This window comes from Candidatus Symbiobacter mobilis CR (assembly GCF_000477435.1).
In the GTDB taxonomy this organism is placed as follows: domain Bacteria; phylum Pseudomonadota; class Gammaproteobacteria; order Burkholderiales; family Burkholderiaceae_C; genus Rhodoferax; species Rhodoferax mobilis.
The window spans coordinates 714,281-732,002 of the sequence record NC_022576.1 but is presented as its reverse complement, the minus strand read 5'-3'; the positions used below and the strand labels follow the sequence as shown (position 1 = coordinate 732,002).

General features: G+C 61.5%; 17 protein-coding genes. 14 read left to right on the top strand and 3 right to left on the bottom strand.

Translation table 11 applies throughout. The annotated features are described in order from the left end of the window. Positions 1-22 precede the first annotated feature (22 nt). From CENROD_RS03015 to CENROD_RS03000, 4 genes are all read left to right on the top strand, one after another. Entirely contained in the window at positions 23-1,480 is a 1,458-nt protein-coding gene (locus tag CENROD_RS03015) for a TolC family protein (protein ID WP_187292326.1), read from the top strand. A gap of 102 nt (positions 1,481-1,582) precedes the next feature. After that, positions 1,583-3,274: a type I secretion system permease/ATPase gene (locus tag CENROD_RS03010; protein WP_022771609.1), complete on the top strand. Its 1,692-nt coding sequence runs from the start codon at positions 1,583-1,585 to the stop codon at positions 3,272-3,274. Beyond that, positions 3,274-4,686: an HlyD family type I secretion periplasmic adaptor subunit gene (locus tag CENROD_RS03005; RefSeq protein WP_022771608.1), complete on the top strand. Its 1,413-nt coding sequence runs from the start codon at positions 3,274-3,276 to the stop codon at positions 4,684-4,686. The genes CENROD_RS03010 and CENROD_RS03005 overlap by 1 nt, the downstream gene beginning before the upstream one ends. Further along, entirely contained in the window at positions 4,686-5,843 is a 1,158-nt protein-coding gene (locus CENROD_RS03000) for a BMP family ABC transporter substrate-binding protein (protein ID WP_022771607.1), read from the top strand. Before CENROD_RS03005 ends, CENROD_RS03000 begins: the two co-directional genes overlap by 1 nt. 39 nt (positions 5,844-5,882) lie before the next feature. Here CENROD_RS03000 and CENROD_RS02995 read toward each other — a convergent pair whose 3' ends face one another. Further along, positions 5,883-6,458 carry a VUT family protein gene (locus tag CENROD_RS02995; protein WP_022771606.1) on the bottom strand — a complete coding sequence of 192 codons (576 nt, stop codon included), beginning with the start codon at positions 6,456-6,458 and terminating at the stop codon, positions 5,883-5,885. Between CENROD_RS02995 and CENROD_RS02990 the strand changes: the two genes are divergently transcribed. The 10 genes from CENROD_RS02990 (at position 6,400) to phoR (ending at position 16,028) form a co-directional block, all read left to right on the top strand. Beyond that, entirely contained in the window at positions 6,400-7,041 is a 642-nt protein-coding gene (locus CENROD_RS02990; RefSeq protein ID WP_022771605.1) for a C40 family peptidase, read from the top strand. The genes CENROD_RS02995 and CENROD_RS02990 overlap by 59 nt on opposite strands. Positions 7,042-7,057: 16 nt before the next feature. Further along, entirely contained in the window at positions 7,058-8,083 is a 1,026-nt protein-coding gene (locus CENROD_RS02985; RefSeq protein WP_022771604.1) for an LD-carboxypeptidase, read from the top strand. A 179-nt stretch (positions 8,084-8,262) separates the two neighbouring features. Then, positions 8,263-9,177 carry an FHA domain-containing protein gene (locus tag CENROD_RS02980; RefSeq protein ID WP_022771603.1) on the top strand — a complete coding sequence of 305 codons (915 nt, stop codon included), beginning with the start codon at positions 8,263-8,265 and terminating at the stop codon, positions 9,175-9,177. A gap of 173 nt (positions 9,178-9,350) precedes the next feature. Then, positions 9,351-10,382: a phosphate ABC transporter substrate-binding protein PstS gene (pstS, locus tag CENROD_RS02975; protein WP_022771602.1), complete on the top strand. Its 1,032-nt coding sequence runs from the start codon at positions 9,351-9,353 to the stop codon at positions 10,380-10,382. A gap of 44 nt (positions 10,383-10,426) precedes the next feature. Beyond that, positions 10,427-11,461, top strand: a complete 1,035-nt coding sequence (gene pstC / locus CENROD_RS02970; protein ID WP_022771601.1) for a phosphate ABC transporter permease subunit PstC — start codon at positions 10,427-10,429, stop codon at positions 11,459-11,461. Next, positions 11,458-12,321, top strand: coding sequence for a phosphate ABC transporter permease PstA (gene pstA / locus CENROD_RS02965; RefSeq protein ID WP_041193214.1), 864 nt, complete (start codon positions 11,458-11,460; stop codon positions 12,319-12,321). Before pstC ends, pstA begins: the two co-directional genes overlap by 4 nt. Before the next feature lie 102 nt (positions 12,322-12,423). Then, positions 12,424-13,209, top strand: a complete 786-nt coding sequence (gene pstB / locus CENROD_RS02960) for a phosphate ABC transporter ATP-binding protein PstB (RefSeq protein ID WP_041193213.1) — start codon at positions 12,424-12,426, stop codon at positions 13,207-13,209. 21 nt (positions 13,210-13,230) lie between these two features. After that, entirely contained in the window at positions 13,231-13,935 is a 705-nt protein-coding gene (gene phoU, locus CENROD_RS02955; protein ID WP_022771598.1) for a phosphate signaling complex protein PhoU, read from the top strand. Then, complete coding sequence (locus CENROD_RS02950) at positions 13,932-14,636, top strand: response regulator (RefSeq protein WP_022771597.1); 705 nt, start codon at positions 13,932-13,934, stop codon at positions 14,634-14,636. Before phoU ends, CENROD_RS02950 begins: the two co-directional genes overlap by 4 nt. Before the next feature lie 15 nt (positions 14,637-14,651). After that, positions 14,652-16,028, top strand: a complete 1,377-nt coding sequence (gene phoR, locus CENROD_RS02945; RefSeq protein WP_022771596.1) for a phosphate regulon sensor histidine kinase PhoR — start codon at positions 14,652-14,654, stop codon at positions 16,026-16,028. A gap of 101 nt (positions 16,029-16,129) precedes the next feature. Here the strand turns inward: phoR and CENROD_RS02940 are convergent, their stop codons facing one another. Next, entirely contained in the window at positions 16,130-16,828 is a 699-nt protein-coding gene (locus tag CENROD_RS02940; RefSeq protein ID WP_238551814.1) for an ankyrin repeat domain-containing protein, read from the bottom strand. A gap of 7 nt (positions 16,829-16,835) precedes the next feature. Further along, positions 16,836-17,690, bottom strand: a complete 855-nt coding sequence (locus CENROD_RS02935) for a TatD family hydrolase (protein ID WP_022771594.1) — start codon at positions 17,688-17,690, stop codon at positions 16,836-16,838. Positions 17,691-17,722 lie beyond the last annotated feature (32 nt).

Sequence of the window (17,722 nt, the reverse complement as noted above, 5' to 3'; positions counted from 1 at the left end):
ATGCATACGCATCGGCACCTCTTTGGCCCTTCGGTGTACAGCCCTTCGCTGCCTCACGCAGCTTGGGCGCTTCAAGACGGGCGGCAAGAAGGTGTATGGGTTGGGCTGTAGGGTGGGTTGGTATGTTGCCGGGGCCTTGCTGCTCGTTGCCCACGGCGCTACCGCGCAGACGCTGCACGACCGCATTCGCGCAGCAGTCGAGGCAGACCCCCGCGTCCAGGCCGCCCGCAGCACCCATGAGTCCCGGTTGGTCGATGCACGCGGGGCCAAATCCTTGTATTTGCCTGTGTTGCGCGCCACCGGCGCGACGGGAAGCAGCCGCAGTCAGGATCCGCTGGTTCGTGCAGGGGACAAGAAAACCTACGGGCTGGAGCTGACGCAGCCCATTCCGCTTTTTGGGCACGAGTCCGCAAGGTTGGCATTGGCGAACACGGCTGCCACCGTCGATGCAGCGGAAGTGGGGCTGGTGGAGCAGCAAGTCGTTGCCGACGTGCTCGAAGCCCTGCTTGGCGTGGAGTACGCGCAAGGCACGCTAGAGTTGCGCGAACGCCTGCAATCCAACATCCGCCAGCAAGTCGATGCCGTGCATGCCGCCGTGGCTGGTGGTGGCATCGCAGCCAGCGAAAGCCGCCTGGTGCAGTCCCGCGCTGCGCAATCTGCGGCGCTGCTGGCGCAGGCGCAGGCACAGCTTTCCGCAGCCCAGTCCCGCTTGATGCGGCTGGTTCCGGGGGGGCTGTCCCTGGTTCCCTTGCGGGATGACGATTTGCGTTCCTGGTGGACCAGTCCGGTCACTTTCCAAGCCTTGCGGGACAACGCTGCCAGCGCTGCGCCACTGCGCAAGGCCCGTGCGCAGACGGATCTTGCGCAAGCAGAGTACGCCGTGGCTCGCACTGACCTCTGGCCTCGGCTGCACGTCACGATGCAGGGGCAGAAAGGCGAATTCGGCGGGGTGTCGGCAGATTCACAGTCCGTCTTCGTCGGGGTCGATATCCCGCTCTTCGAGGGGGGCAACGCCATCAGCCGATCCCAAAGCGCGGCTTTGCGCCATCAGGCAGCCCGCAGCGCGCTCGACCAGGAAACGCGCATGCTGGATCAGCGTCTAGCCGAGGCCTGGGAGCAATGGAGAGCGTCCGAGTCTGCGGCTGCATCCTGGCGAGAAGCCGAGCAACAGGATGCAGCGGCGTTGACCTTGATGGAAGAGCAGGTGCAAGGCGGCGCTACCACGCACCTGGTGTGGCTCCGCGCCCAGCAAAATGCGCTGGAAAACCGGGTGCAGGGGGTTGAAGCCACTTGGCAAAGCCGCTTGGCATGGGTGCGGCTGTTGCAAGAGGCCGGCGCATTGACGGTGTCCCAGGCTACTCCTGCTCAGGAGCCTGTCGAACCTGCTGCGCCCTGGAGCCTCTCTGTCTTTTCCGGTTTTTCAGAGCACTTTGTTGGCCCGGATCTGGGCTTGCCCCATCCTTTTGCGCGCAGCCGCTGACGGCTATAGCGACGTGGTTTTGCAACGATTCCGGTCTTCCCCGTGTTGTGATGTGGCTCCCATTGCAGGGTGCTGGGTCGGGCCGGGAGATTGCATGGGCGCATGACGGCCTGGCTCCCCCCTCTGGTACGCGAGCGGTTATGGACTGCAGAACTGCGGCGTGCGTTCTGGCACGCCCTGGGGCTGAGCCTGCTCATCAATGTGCTGCTGCTCACTTCTCCGCTGTACATGCTCCAGATGTACGACAGGGTCTTGACCAGCCGTAGCGAGGAAACGCTTTTCGCCATCTCCGCCATCGCGCTGTTTTTGCTCGCCAGCTACGGGGTGCTCGAAGGGATGCGTGCGAGAACTTTGGTCGGCGTGGGGTTGGCTGTCGATGATCTCGTCAACGACTCCGTATTCACCAGTCTGTTTCGCGATGCGGTACTGCGCCAGGGTGGGGCGACAGCGCAGCCCATTCGCGACCTCGAACTCGTTCGTGCGCAGCTTTCCGGCCCGGCGTTGATGGCGATCTTCGACTTGCCCTGGGTTCCTCTATTCCTGGTGTTGCTCTACGTTTTGCATCCCGTGCTTGGCACCGTAGCACTGCTGGGAACGGTGGTCAGCGTGCTGTTGGCTTTCGTTGCCGAGAGAGTGTCTCGCCCCTTGATCGAAGAAACCGGCAAACAGCAAATCGCGGCATCGCGTTTTCTGGAAGGCTGCTTGCGCAATGTGGATGCCATTTGGGCGCACGGCATGATGGATCGGGTACGTCAGCGGTGGTTGGACACCTACCGGCAATCCGTCGATCTGTCCGCCAGCGGCGCGGACAGGGTGAGCGCCTTTTCCGCGACCACCAAGGCTTTTCGTATTGCGATGCAAAGCGCCATGCTGGGTGTTGGCGCTTGGTTGGTCTTGCGCGATGCGGGGGTATCCCCTGGCGTGATGATTGCGGGGTCGATCATTTTTGGCCGGGCCATCGCCCCCCTTGATCAAACGCTTGCAGCCAGCAGGGGGTTTCTTGCCGGGTGGCTGGCACTGCGGCGCATCGATGCCCTGCTGGGGCGTTTGGATGTCGTGTCGGACCCAATGCCTTTGCCCAAACCCTCCGGGGTGGTGTCCGTGGAAGAACTGAGCCTGGTTCCTTTCGGCGCACGCAAGCCCGTGGTGCATGGGGTGCGGTTTGCGCTCGAAGCCGGGGAAGTGCTGGCCATCGTTGGCCCTAGCGCGTCGGGCAAAACCAGCCTGGCGCGTGCGCTCGTCGGGCTGTGGCCCCCCGCTGCGGGCAAGGTGCGCCTTGATGGAGCGGAACTCTCGCAATGGAGCCCACAGGCCCTCGGTTCCTATATTGGCTATTTGCCGCAGGACGTGGAATTGTTGGCGGGAACGGTGCAGGAAAACATCGCCCGCTTCACGCAGGCTGATGCCGAATCCGTGCTGCAAGCGGCCCAGGTGGCTGGCTGTCACGACTTGGTGCTTCAGCTTGCTCAAGGCTACGACACCCGCCTTGGCGAAGGCGGAACCAAGCTTTCCGCAGGGCAGTCGCAGCGCGTGGCGTTGGCGCGGTGTTTTTTTGGTGACCCTGCGCTCGTTGTGCTGGACGAACCCGATTCGAACCTCGATACCGATGGCGTCGCCGCGCTCGATGCTGCCATCGTCGCGCTGAAATCCCGCAAAACGACAGCCGTCCTCATCACCCACAACCTGCGCCTGCTGCGCCATGCAGACAAAGCCTTGCTGATGTCCCAGGGAAAAATGGCCTACTTCGGGCCACCGCAGCCGCTGCTGCAAAAACTCGCGCCGCAGGGGGTGTGATGCACGACAACCAGTTCCTCGACAAGGAGCGCCAGCCAGGCGACGACAAAGGGAACGACCCTCCCTCCGACTCCACCCCCAAAGCATTGGCCTTGCTCGTGCAACGCACCGAAGCTTTGTTCCCGGCGCCGGGGGTGCGTAGCCAACGTCGACCCCGCATTGGCCTTGTGCTGCTGCTTGTGCTGGGGGTGTTTTTTCTGTGGGCGGCTTTCGTTCCGCTGTCCAAGGGCGTCGTCGCGCCGGGCACTGTCGTCGTCGATTCGCAGCGCAAGACGATCCAGCATCTCGAAGGCGGCGTTGTGCATGCCATCCATGTGAAGGAAGGCGCCCGGGTGCAGGCCGGCGCCGTCCTCGTCGAGCTTGACGACACGCAGGCACGCGCCAACCGGGATACGCTGCGCTGGCGGTATTTCAGCAAGCTCGCCGCGCTGGATGCACTGCAATCGCTGCTGGAAGGGCGCCCGGATTTGGTTTTTCGCGCAGAGCTACTCCAAGTCGCGAAAGAAACCGAGGTGGCCGAGGCGCTGCGCCTACAGCAAGGGATGTTCAAAGTGCTGCGGTTGGAGCACGAAGGCAAAACCCGCATTGCTCAGCAACGCATCGAACAGCTCGAACAAAAGCTGCAAGGCTTGCAGGCGTACCGTGACACGCTGCGCAAACAAGTGGCCATGCTGACCGAAGAAACGCGCAGGCTCACGGGATTGCAGCAAAAACGTCTCGTCGAAGCTACCCTGGTTGCGGAGCGCATGCAACAACTGTCGCAGCAGCAGGGGGAACTGGGTAACGTTACGTCCAGCATTGCGGAAACCCGGATCGCCATCGGCGAATCGCGTCTGAACCTGCTGCAAGTCGCACGCGAGTGGCACCAGGAACTGGCCAAGCAATTGTCAGAAGCGCAAGAGACTTTGCTCGAACTCAAAAGCCAATTGCAGGCAGCGCAAAACGTGCTGGATCGAACCATCATCCGTGCCCCCATCGCCGGGGTCGTACTGGGGATGAAGGTCACGACCATCGGCGGAGTCGTGACCACTGGTAGCCCATTGATGGATGTCGTACCGGAAGGTGACACGCTCGTCATTGATGCGCATGTTCGACCCGTCGACGTGGACAGCGTACACCGGGGAATGAAAACGCACGTCAAATTCACCTCGTTCAAGGCGCGATCAAGCCCAGACGTCTTCGCCGTGGTGGACAACGTCTCTGCCGATGTCTTGACCGACCCCGACCGGCGCGAACCCTACTACCTGATGCGCGTGGCGATTTCGGGCGAGGAGTTGCGCAAACTGGGGAGTGTGGACGTTGTCCCCGGAATGCCGGTGGAGGTCTATGCGGACGGGGGCAGCAGAACCCTGCTGCAATACCTGTTCGACCCGGTATCTACTGTGGTCCGCAAAAGCTTGCGGGAGGATTGATGGAATCAGAAAACAAGGTGAACCGTTCCCGCAGGGAGTTGCTGGCTGCTGGGTTGTCGCTGGCCTTCGCGGGGTGCGGCCCGGTGCAGGAATCGGCAATTCCCACCCCGCAACGCGGCGCTGCGTCTTTTGTCGGTAAGCGTTCTGCCCCACTCAAGATCGGTTTTCTGTATGTGGGGCCAGTGGGGGATGGCGGCTGGTCTTTTGCGCACGACAACGCACGCCGCATCATCGACCAGGAATTTGGTTCCCAGGTGCTGACATCTTTCGTCGAAAACGTTCCCCAGGATCAGCGTGCGGAGCGCGTACTGCAAGACCTGATTGGGCAAGGAAATCGCCTGATTTTTGGCACGTCCTTCGGGTACATGGACGCGATGGCGCGGGTAGCAGGGCGTGCGCGCGATGTGCGCTTTGAGCACGCTACAGGCTACTACCGTTCGCGCAACATGCGTACCTATGACAGCCGTACCTACCAGGGCGCGTACCTCGCAGGCATCATTGCCGGGGCAATGACCCGCAACGGCCATCTGGGTGTCGTCGCGTCGATCCCGATCCCGGAAGTCATTCGCAATATCAATAGCTTTACCTTGGGGGCACTCACCAGCAACCCCAATGTCATCACTCTGGTGCAATGGGTCAACGCCTGGTTTGACCCGCGCCGGGAAACGGAAGCCGCCAACAAACTGATGGACAGTGGCGCAGACGTGCTGTTCCAAAACACGGACTCTGCCTCCGTGTTGCGCGCCGCGCAGGCCCGGGGAAAACGTGCCTTTGGCTGGGATTCCGATATGCGGCACTACGGCCCGGATGCACACCTTGCATCAAGCGTCGTCCAGTGGGCGCCGTACTACCGGCAGACTGTGCGGGACGTGCTGGAAGGCAAATGGGTGGGGGGCGGCCACACTTGGTGGGGCGTGCGGGAAGGAGCGATCGATATCGTCTCCATGGCACAGGATATTCCCCCTGCCACCAAGGAACGAGTGCAGACGGTCAAAAAGGGACTGACCGAAGGTGGTTTCTCCATCTGGCATGGCCCCATCCTTGACAACGAAGGCAAGCTGCGTTTGCTGCCGGGCGTCGCCGCCAGTGACAAATTCCTTGGCGCGATGCGTTTTTATGTCCAGGGCGTGCAGGGCATCGTTCCCAGCGTGGAGTAGTCCAACGGAAGCGTTGTGCGTCTGCTTACCACCGAGCCTTTACGCCGGGGTACTCGGCGCATCCTTGCGCACGGTAGGCACCCAGACGTAGATCCACGGTAGCAAAGCCTTGTACGGGGCCAGCAGCGTCAACGCCATCAGCCACTTCACCGAAAGATCACCCAGGGCGAGCAGCTTCCAGTCCATATCCGACCCTGCAAACGCCAGGAAGAAAAACACCCCCGTATCCAGCACCGAAGCGAGCAGTGACCCGATCAGCGGCGCCTTCCACCACGACAGAGCGCGCAAGCGGTTGAATGCGACGATGTCCATCCATTGGCCCAACAGGAATGCAGTGCCCGACGCAATCGCGATTCGCACGGGCGCCACGGCTATCGAAGCCAACACAGCCATGGCGAAACCCATCCATGCGACGCTGCGCGCAGCGTCCGCACCCAGTGCGCGATTGGTCAGATCAGTAACCAAAAACGCCACCGGAAACGTGAAAGCTCCCCATGTCAGCCAGTCGTTGAGGGTGAACTGGACGAGGTAGTTCGATGAGGTGACGACCACCAGCATGGCCACCACTGGCAACCACAAGGTTCGCAACGGGAAGGAAGTGCAGGACGACAACATGGCAGAACAGGAAAGAGCACAACAGGAGACATCAAACCGCGCACAAGACTGTGCGGTGGAACGGCCCTTATCCCAGCATGGCATCCAGCATGGCGACGGGGAACGCTGGGTCATGGGGAACTTGTTATTGTGCTTCTTGCTGTTGGTTTTGTTGGGCGGCTGTGCCAGCACCCCGCCTGCATCGCAGGGTGGAGGCGATGGCCGTCTGACGACCAAACAGGCCAATGACGTGACTGTCTATGCCCTCAGCCTGATCGGCACGCCCTATCGCTATGGCGGGAACACTCCGCAATCGGGCTTTGATTGCAGCGGCTTGGTGCAGCACGTCTACCGGACTCGCGCAGGAATCGTCACCCCGCGTACCGTCGCTGCCATGCAACGCTGGGGGCGTGCGATTCCCCAAAGCGCCTTGCGTTCGGGCGATTTGGTGCTGTTCGGCACCCGCTCCCCCCCGGATCACGCCGGCATCTACGTGGGCAAGGGCCGTTTCGTCCACGCACCGTCGACGGGAGGGGTGGTTCGGCTCGATCACCTGGATTCCCGGCACTGGTCCCGGCGCTTGTTGGGTTCTCGCAGGCCGTGAGTGCAGGGGGATGCCTATGAACATACCGGAACCATTGCAACCACAGCAGCCTCGTCCCAGGCTGTATGTGTATTCCCCCAGCTCGGCGGTGGTAGATCGGAATGCATTCCGCCGTGCGCTGTCCCGGCTGGAAAGGCTGGGGTATGCCGTCGAGGTCGATCCCACAGCGCTTGCACGCAAGCAACGGTTTGCAGGCACGGATGCAGACCGCCTGGCAGGCATCCACCGCGCAGCGCAAAGTGGAGCAGACGTGGCGCTCCTTTCCCGGGGCGGGTACGGGCTGACCCGGCTGTTGTCGCAGCTCGACTACGGCTTGCTGGCGGAATCCGTGGCGCGGGGGATGCGCTGGGTGGGGATGAGCGACTTCACGGCACTGCAATGCGCATTGCTGTCCCAAACCGGGGTGCCAAGCTGGTTCGGCCCGGCGTTGTGCGAAGGTTTTGGCGCACCCCGTCTTGCCCGGTCCGGCAGCAGGGCGGGACTGGAAGCCATCGACCCGGGCATGTTGCGCAGCTTTCAGGACGTGGTGGCAGGCCGAAGCCATGGGGTGCAATGGCGTATGCAAGCACCTTTGCGCTTGCCCGATGGCATCCATTCCATGCCACGACATGTGCGTATCGACAAGGCTACGTTATGGGGCGGCAATCTGACGTTGCTCAGTGCCCTGGTCGGTACGCCGTATCTCCCACCAGTCGATGCAGGCATCCTGTTCCTCGAAGACATTGGTGAACATCCCTACCGCATCGAACGGATGTGTACGCAATTGCTCCACGCCGGTGTGCTGGAACGGCAGCAGGCCATCGTTTTGGGAAAGTTCACGGGATATGTGCTTCACCCGCAAGACCGTGGTTTTGATTTGTCCAGCGTCGTGGATTGGTTGCGATCCCGGCTGTCGATCCCCATCCTGACCGACCTGCCTTGCGGGCATATCCCCGCCAAAGTGCTACTCCCTGTGGGAAGGGCAGTGTGTCTGCAAGCCCGACGCAGAGAGGCAGCGATTTTTTGGGATGGCCCCAAAACCGCCCCCCATACATTGCCCTAAACTCGTTGCATCCGTGACCTTTCCAACAACGGCTGTAGTCCATCTGTGGGTGCCCTTTCCGCTTCCAGCAAAAACCTTCTTTGCACTGTGAATGCCACGGTGGGTTGTCGTGTGCGTGCCGCATGCCGTGCGTGGTTCGCCGGTACCGTTGTTTTCTTTCCGATGGGTTGATCTGCTCGATGGGTGTACAGACCACCGTCGTTTTCGCCGACCTGTTCGGGAGCACTGGCGTGTTCGAGTCGGTAGGCAACGCTCGCGCAACCGAGGCTGTGACACAGGCCACGGCGTGGATTGCCGCCAAGATCACCAAGAACGGTGGCAGGGTGGTGAAGTACCTCGGCGATGGAGTGCTGTCGATTTTTGGCAGCAGCGCCGATGCCCTCGTTACCGTCGTCGATATCCAGCGTTCCTACCAATTGCGTCTGGAACGCCAGGAGCCTGCGCTATACATGCCGCTGCGCATTGGGGTAGGGCGGGGGGATGTGGAATTCGTCGATGGGGACTGCTATGGCGACGCCGTCAACATTGCCGCTCGCCTGAGTGAATTGACCGGCCCACACCAAATCTGGATCAATGACCAGGCGCTGGATCAAAACGTCCACATCGACCATGTGCATTTCCGCAGCCTAGGCCCCATTGCTCTGCGCGGGCGCGCCGAGCCTTGCACCATTTACCAGATCGAGTGGCAGGAGGAAGTCAATTCCGACTACTTCACGGTGCAAGCGTCCTTGAGTCCGGAGCAGGACATGCCTGGGGCGGACGTTCTGGGCGGGCAGGTCGAGTTGAGTTGGGGAGGGGCCACCAAATCTTTCCATGCTTTTGACATGCCTATCTTGTTGGGGCGCGCACGCCATCTCAACTTCGTCATCAACGACCCACGGGTGTCCCGCACCCATGCCCGTGTCGAGTGGCACAACGGCAGCATGGTGCTCGTGGACATCAGTTCTTACGGGTGTTCCGTCCGCTTTGCCGGAGGGGGGGCCGATGTCGTGCTGCGGCGTGACGAGTGCGTACTGCATGGCCACGGGGACATTGCCCTGGGCACCTCGTTCAACGACCCCGCTGCGATCATCGTGGGCTTCAGCATAAGCTGAAGATATTCCCTTCGCTGTATCCCCTTCGCTACTACCTCGGCCCATGCAGGCTGGAGGGCGAGTGTTCTTCGCCGAGACTCCGTGTCACACACTCGTCACATTCCCCGCCTACATTCTTCGTGTTCGGCCCCGTCGGGGTTGACATGCATCACACACCGAAGGAGAGTATGAAGATGTACGCAGGATGGAAAAGTGGATTGGTTGCCGCCGCTATGGCGTTGTCTTGGGCTGCCAATGCAGCGGAAATCACTGGCGCCGGGGCCTCGTTTCCGGCGCCCCTGTATGCCAAGTGGGCGTCGGACTACTACAAGCAGACTGGTAACAAGGTCAACTACCAGTCGATCGGTTCGGGGGCCGGCATCAAGCAGATCGATGCGGGTATCGTGGATTTCGGCGCATCCGACATGCCGCAGACCGATGAAGTGTTGCGATCCAAAGGGCAGGTGCAGTTCCCTGTCGTGATCGGTGGAACGGTTCCCGTCGTCAACATCCCTGGCATTGGCCCTGGGCAGATGAAGCTCGATGGGCAAGTGCTCGGCGACATCTACCTGGGCAAGATCACCCGCTGGAACGACCCCGCGCTTCGTGCGCTCAACCCTGGCCTTGCGCTGCCTGACGCTGCCATTGCCCCGGTTCGTCGTGCCGATGGTTCAGGGACGACCTTCAATTTTACCAACTATCTCTCCCGGGTGCATCCACAGTGGAAAGCCAATGTCGGGGAAGGCACGGCAGTGAATTGGCCCGTGGGCGCCGGTGGCAAGGGGAATGAAGGGGTGGCTGCTTTCGTCGGGCGCTTGCCGCATTCGATTGGCTACGTCGAGTATTCCTACGCCAAGCAAAACAAGATGGCGTACACCTTGCTCAAGAACCGGGATGGGCACTTCGTCGCCCCTAACGAGGAATCCTTCCGCGCAGCCGCTGCCGGGGTGGATTGGAACCGGTCCTTCTACCAACTCATTACCGATGCCCCCGGCAAAGATACCTGGCCCATTTCTACGGCCACGTTCATCCTGATGCACCAGCAGCCTAAGGATCCGGCGAAGGCGGCAGAGGTGTTGCGGTTCTTCGCATGGGCCTTCGACCGTGGCGATGATGCGGCCGCTGCGTTGGACTATGTCGCGTTGCCCGATAGCGTCGTAGAAGAAATCCGCAAGTCCTGGAACCGCATCGTCGATGCACAAAGCAAGGCGATTTCCTGGAAGTGAAACCTGTTACAGCGATGTACCGTGTAATAGGGCAGGGCGCAGCAATGGGGCAGGACGCAATAGGGCAAGCGGCAACGCAATCCACATCCAAGACTGCATCCTTGAGCGCATCCAGAAATTCCTCGCTGGGCGCCTCTTTCGGTACTTCGCTAGGCCAGTGGGCGGATCGGGCTTTTGCCTGGCTCGCCCACGGGGCTGCCTTGTTTACGCTGGGTAGCCTGCTGGCCATTCTTGCTTCGTTGACTGTAGGAGCATGGCCCGCGATCGTCGAGTACGGCGCGGACTTTTTGGTGACTGCGAAGTGGGACCCCGTTGCAGAAGAGTTTGGCGGGTTGGTCATGATCGTCGGCACGGTGGCGACCTCGTTGATTGCCGTGCTCATCGCCGTCCCGGTCAGTTTTGGCATTGCGCTGTTTCTGACGGAGTTATCCCCTACCTGGCTGCGCCAGCCTTTGGGCACCGCCATTGAGCTGCTTGCCGCCATTCCCTCGATCGTCTATGGCATGTGGGGGTTGCTCGTCATGGGCCCCGTGCTGGCCGAATTCGTGCAGATTCCCTTGCAGAACGCCCTGGCTGGCACGGTCTTGGCAGGACTGGTTTCCGGCCCTCCCGTCGGGATCGGTATCTTCGCCGCCGGGTTCATCCTTGCGATCATGATCATTCCGTATATCGCTGCTGTAATGCGTGACGTTTTTGAAGTGACCCCGCCGATGCTCAAGGAATCCGCCTACGGGCTGGGCGCTACGACGTGGGAAGTCGTCTGGACGGTGGTATTGCCGTACACCAAGGCGGGCGTTGTCGGCGGGATCATGCTGGGGTTGGGTCGTGCCATCGGCGAAACGATGGCCGTGACGTTCGTCATCGGCAATTTCAATCAGATGAATTCGCTCAGTTTGTTCGAAGCGGCCAACAGCATTACTTCCGCCTTGGCCAACGAATTTGCCGAAGCAGCGCCGGGGATGCACCAGGCCAGCCTGATGTACCTGGGGCTTGTATTGTTTTTCATCACATTTCTGGTGCTCACGGCCTCCAAGCTGTTGCTTGGGCAGTTGCGCAAAAGAGAAGGGGCCACTACGTGAAGTTGGCCCGTAAAGACACCACCCAACAGAGGGAGCAACGCCATGCGCGGCGCAAGCGCACCAATGCCCTCGCCTTGGGAGCGTCGATGTTTGCCATGGCCTTTGGGCTGGTGTGGCTGGGCTGGATCCTCTTCGAGACCTTGCATTGGGGGCTGGCCGGTCTGCATGCAGACACTTTCCTCTTGGACACCCCAGCGCCCAATGAGGAAGGAGGCTTGCGCAATGCCATCACCGGCTCGCTGGTCATGGTCGGGTTGGCCACGTTCGTCGGTTCGCCGATAGGCATCCTGACCGGGATTTTTCTGGCGGAGTTCGACGGTCGTCTCGCAGCCGTCACGCGCTTCGTCAACGACATCCTGCTTTCCGCGCCGTCGATCGTCGTCGGGTTGTTCGTTTACGCCGTGGTTGTCGCCCCCACCCACACCTTTTCCGCCTATGCAGGAGGAGTTGCTCTGGCTTTGCTGGTGATTCCCGTTGTCACCCGCACGACGGAAAACATGCTGCGCCTCGTTCCCAATGGCCTGCGGGAAGCAGCCTATGCCCTGGGTTGCCCCAAGTGGAAGATGGTCTGGGGGGTGGCGATGCGTGCGGCGCGGGCGGGGGTGGTCACCGGCGTGCTGCTTGCCGTGGCGCGCATTTCCGGGGAAACGGCTCCTTTGCTCTTCACGGCCTTGAGCCACCAGTTTTCAAGCTGGAACCTGGGCGCGCCAATGGCTAGCCTACCGGTCACGATCTTCAAATTTGCCATGAGCCCCTACGAAAATTGGCGGGAGCTGGCCTGGGCCGGGGTGTTCCTCATTACGATGGTCGTGCTGGGGCTGAACATCATCGCCAGAATATGGGTTCGATCCCGTGCATGACGCAGTTTCCCTCACCCCCATCCCCTCTCCCGCTGGGCGAGGGGAGTTTCGAGAAGCCGCTTCGCGACTTGACATGTAGGTGACGCCGTCGCCTGGTAATCCATGACTTCGACATCTCCATCCGATTCCACGCCGATGGTCAAAATTTCCGTGCGGAACCTCGATTTCCATTACGGCCGCTTTCACGCGCTGAAAAATATCAGCCTGGACATTCCTGCCAACCAGGTTACCGCCTTCATCGGGCCTTCGGGCTGCGGCAAGTCCACCCTGCTTCGGGTCTTCAACCGCATGTACGAGCTGTACCCCAAACAGCGCGTGTCGGGCGAAGTGCTGCTGGATGGGGAAGACCTGCTGACATCCCGCCAAGATGTGGCGCTGCTGCGCGCTCGGGTGGGGATGGTGTTCCAGAAGCCCACCCCATTCCCGATGTCGATCTTCGAGAACATCGCTTTCGGAGTGCGGTTATTCGAATCGCTGCGCACGGCAGAGATGGAAGATCGGGTCGAATGGGCACTGCGCAAGGCAGCCCTCTGGCCGGAAGTCAAGGACAAGCTGCACCAAAGCGGGGCCAGCCTTTCCGGTGGGCAGCAACAGCGCTTGTGCATTGCACGCGCCATCGCCGTACAGCCCGAGGTATTGCTGCTCGACGAACCTTGTTCGGCGCTCGACCCCATTTCGACAGCCAAGATCGAAGAGCTCATCACCGAGCTGAAAAAAGACTACACCGTCGTCATCGTCACGCACAACATGCAACAAGCCGCCCGCTGTAGCGACAACACCGCTTACATGTACCTGGGCGACCTGATCGAGTACGGCACCACCGAGCAGATATTTTTCAAGCCTGCCCGGCAGGAGACAGAGTTCTACATCACAGGGCGGGTAGGGTAGGGGGCTAGGCAAGGACACACCATGGGCGACAAACACCTTTCCACGCAGTTCGATAGTGAACTCCGCATCTTGTCGGGAAAAATGATGGAACTCGGCGGCCTTGTCGAGGCCCAGGTTCGGCAAGCCGTGGGTGGGCTGACCCGGGCAGAGGCCCCTGCGGGGGAAGACGTGCTTGCCATTGAGATCCGGGTCAATGCGATGGAAGTCGACATCGACCGCGATATTGCCAATGTCATCGCCCGCAGGCAGCCCATTGCCCGGGATCTGCGCTTGCTGATGGGCATTTCCAAAGCCACCGCCAACCTGGAACGTGTGGGTGACGAAGCCGTCAAGATCGCACGCATCCTGCGTTCCATGCCCTTGCCGGAACCGGGGTGCTGTGTCTTGCCTTCTCCGGAAGTGCAGCAGGAAGCCCATTTAGCCCTGGGGTTGTTGCGCAAGGCCCTGGACGCCTTTGCCCGGCTCGACATCGCGAGTGCGGTAGCCATCCTCGAAGAAGACGCGGCCATAGACCGCGAGTTCGACGCACTGATGCGCTCGCTCGTGACCTGCATGACGCAGAACCCTACGGTCGTTCCGTCCGGGCTTGATCTACTCTTCGTCGCCAAGGCTATCGAGCGCGTAGGCGACCATGCCAAGAACGTCGCAGAACTGGTGATCTACATCGTCAAGGGTGCGGATGTGCGCCATACGCCATTCGACCGTGTTCGTTCCGCGATGCGATGAAAGCTGCTCCCAGCATTCTGCTCGTCGAAGACGAAGAAGCCATCGCGGAACTGCTGGGCGTGCATTTGCGCCACGCAGGCTACCGCGCCGTCTGGGCGCGCGATGGGGCTTGCGCGCAGGCACGCATCGAAGAAGCCGTGCCCGACGCCATCCTGCTGGATTGGATGCTCCCCGGTGATTCCGGCCTGACTTGGGCGCGACGCTGGAGGGCGCAGCCCCGCACGCGCTCGGTTCCCATTCTGATGTTGACCGCACGCGGCGAGGAAGCCGACAAGGTGATGGGGCTGGACGCTGGGGCGGATGACTACATCGCCAAACCTTTTTCGATGCGGGAATTGCTGGCCCGGGTGCGCGCCGTCTTGCGCAGGGCTGCGCCGGACGACGAGGAAGTCCGTGTCGTCCAGGGTGCGCTGCTCGTCGATATGGCAGCGCACCAAGCGACCTTCGAGGGACGCCCCATGCAGCTTGGCCCCACCGAGTTCCGCCTGTTGGCGCACCTTGCCGCCCACCCCGGGCGTGCGCATTCCCGCGCAAGCCTGCTGGAACACGTGTGGGAAGGGCGTCGCCATTTGGAGGAACGCACGGTTGATGTCCACATCATGCGGCTACGGGAGGCGCTGGGCACCCACGGCGCGGCGATGATCGAAACCGTGCGCGGGGTGGGGTACCGGTTCATCGGCGCGCAATCGTCTGCTTCCTGACTGCGCACGACGATCATGCTGGCACGCCCTCTGTCGCTGCTGGCCTTGCAGATGCTCGGCGCCTTCGCTGGCTGGTGGGCAGGGCACTGGCTGGGACGGGAACACTGCGCATGGTGGGGGGGATGGTTCGCGACGATGGTCTGGGTCGTCGTCGATACCGTACGGGCACGCAACGTCATCGACAGGCTACGTGCGGGCCGTGGGCTGATCCATGCCAACCCTGCGCAAGGGTCTGGCCCCGGTGGCATGTGGGGGGATGTGCTCGACCGTATCGTTCGCTGCCTGCGCGTGCAGGAGCAAGAGATCGCGGAATGCCAAAGCAGGCTCGAACACTTCTTGGCGGCATTTCAGGCATCGCCGAACGGCGTGGTGTTGCTGGACGTACAACAGCGTATCGATTGGTGCAACCAAAGGGCCTGCGTGCATTTCGGGCTAGACGCCCAACGCGACATCGGGCAGGCCATTTCGCATCTGGTGCGCGACCCCGAATTCCTCACTTTTCTGACGGATGCGCACAGTGGCCGGGAGCTGGTCATGCCTGCACGTGCACAGGCATCGCAACACCCCATTTCGTTGTCGGTGCAGGCGTACCCGTATGCGCAAGGCAAGTGGCTGCTGCTTTCCAGGGACGTGACCACCGACCGGCGTTCCCAAGCCATGCGGCGGGAGTTTCTGGCCAACGTCGCCCACGAGATTCGTACCCCGTTGACCGTGCTATCCGGTTTTGTCGAAACCCTGCAAACGCTGGAGCCTAACAAGGCAGAGCGCCAGCGTTGCCTGGTCTGGATGGAAAAACAGACGCTACGCATGCGCCATCTCGTCGAAGATTTGCTGGTGCTATCCAGTCTGGAAGAGCAGTCCGTTCCCACCACCCGCACCCGCAACGACGTACGCAGCTTGCTCGACCAAGTCGTGGCGGATGCCCATGCCTTGTCCGCAGGGATGGGGGAAGAAGGCAAGGAGGCGCACCAGATCGACTGCATTGCCTCGGCCCCGGTGTACCTGGAGGGAAATACGCAAGAGCTGCTGAGCGCGATGGGGAACCTTGTTGGCAACGCCGTGCGCTACACCCCGGCGGGGGGCAGCATCACCGTTAGTGCAGTATTGCAAGACGACGGAACCCTGGAGTTTGCGGTGCGCGATACCGGCTATGGCATCGCTGCAGAGCATATTCCCCGGCTGACTGAGCGCTTCTACCGGGTTGATCGCGGACGTTCCCGTTCCCAGGGCGGAACCGGCTTGGGCCTAGCCATCGTCGCCCAAATCGCCCACCGACACGGCGCTACCTTGGGCATCGACAGCACCGTGGGGAAAGGCTCGACCTTCAAGTTGGTGTTTCCGGCCAACCTGGTTTACCGTGGTCAAGACTTCCATCGCTCCTACAACGTATAGCAAAAAGGGTGCGAGTGGCTGCGAGTGGTACGCAGGATGCCAAGGATGTTCGTGGTTGTCACTTTACATAATAGGCATTGTCTTCGGATGAGCCATGGCGGTTAGTTGCCGCCAACGCTGGCGCGACCGGGGCGCAGCAATGCCATCGATGCGCGGTTTCCGGCGCGTTCGGCAAAGTCATGGGCGTCCAACCCTTGTTCGTTGCGCATCGCAACCTTGGCGCCGGCTGCGAGCAAGGCGCGCACAGCGTCGGTCGTTCCGTAGTACGCGGCCATCATCAGCGGGGTCGTGCCATTGGGGGACACTGCATTGATGCGTGCTCCTTCGGACAACAGCAGGCGTATCACGTCGACGTGCCCACGGGTTGCGGCGTAGTGCAAGGGAGTCCAGCCCGGCTTGTGAACCGCTGCCCCGCGTGCAAGCAAGGTGGCGCACCAGGCGACGTTGCCCTGCATGGCGGCATACATCAGCGCGGTTTCGTCCTTGGCGTTGCGTTGGTCTACGCGAACGGTGGGCCAAGTCAGCAATACCTCGGCCACCTTGGCGGCGCTCCCCCGGAACGCCAGGATCAGGCCGTTATGGCCCATGGCATCGACGGTGTTGGGGTCGAACCCGCGTTCCAACAGTTCCCTGACCGTGGACTCGTCATCAATGCCAATGGCGCGGAAATAGTCTTCGTACGAACCCGCCCACGCCACACTGCCCAGCGCCAGCGCCACGTACACCCAGCCCAGCAACGCTTGTCGGAGCAGGCACCCCATGCGACGCAAGAAACGTTGCTTCGTGAACCCAGATCGCATCTGCGGATCACGCATGGCCAGGGGCCACAGAGGATGCAGAGATAGATGCTGCGGAAGATGCTGTCGATGTAGCAGCACCGCGAAGAAAGAGCCGCTCAAAATTGCGCGTGGTGTGCTCGGCGACGATGCTTTCATCGATCCCCTTGATGCGCGCCAGCTCTGCCCCTACCCAGCAGACCAGTGAAGGATCGTTGACCTTGCCCCGATGCGGAACCGGGGCCAGATATGGGCTGTCGGTCTCGATCAACACGCGGTCGAGCGGAACCATCGCCGCCACCTCACGCAGGATGACGGCATTTTTGAACGTCAGGATGCCCGACAACGAAATGTGGAACCCCATATCCAGCACCTTGCGGGCAATATCTGCGGTCTCTGTAAAGCAGTGGAACACCCCGCCCGCGCATCCAGCCGAGCCGTCTTCCCCCTCCCCTTGCAGCAGGCGCAGCGTGTCGTCGGTAGCCGACCGCATGTGTACGACCAATGGCTTGCCCAGGCTGCGTGCGGCGCGGATGTGGACACAGAACCGATCCCGCTGCCATTGCATCTGCTCCACGCTGCGGTTGCCGAGCCGGGAATAGTCCAATCCCGTCTCCCCCACGCCGACAACCCGCTCTCGCGACCCCAAACGGACCAACGTGTCGAGGAAAGGTTCTTCCACGTCCTCGTAGTCGGGGTGAACGCCGACAGTACACCACAGCTCTTCGCATTCCGAGGCCAGCCGGTAGACGGTCTCGAAGCCTTCGAGCTTGGTGGCGACGCACAACGCACGGCCCACGTTCGCTGTGCGCATGGCGTCGCGAATCCACGCCAGCCGTGGCAACAATTCCGGAAAGTCCAGGTGACAGTGGGAGTCGCAGTACATCGCTGGGGAGTGGGCTTCGGATCGCCTGCCTA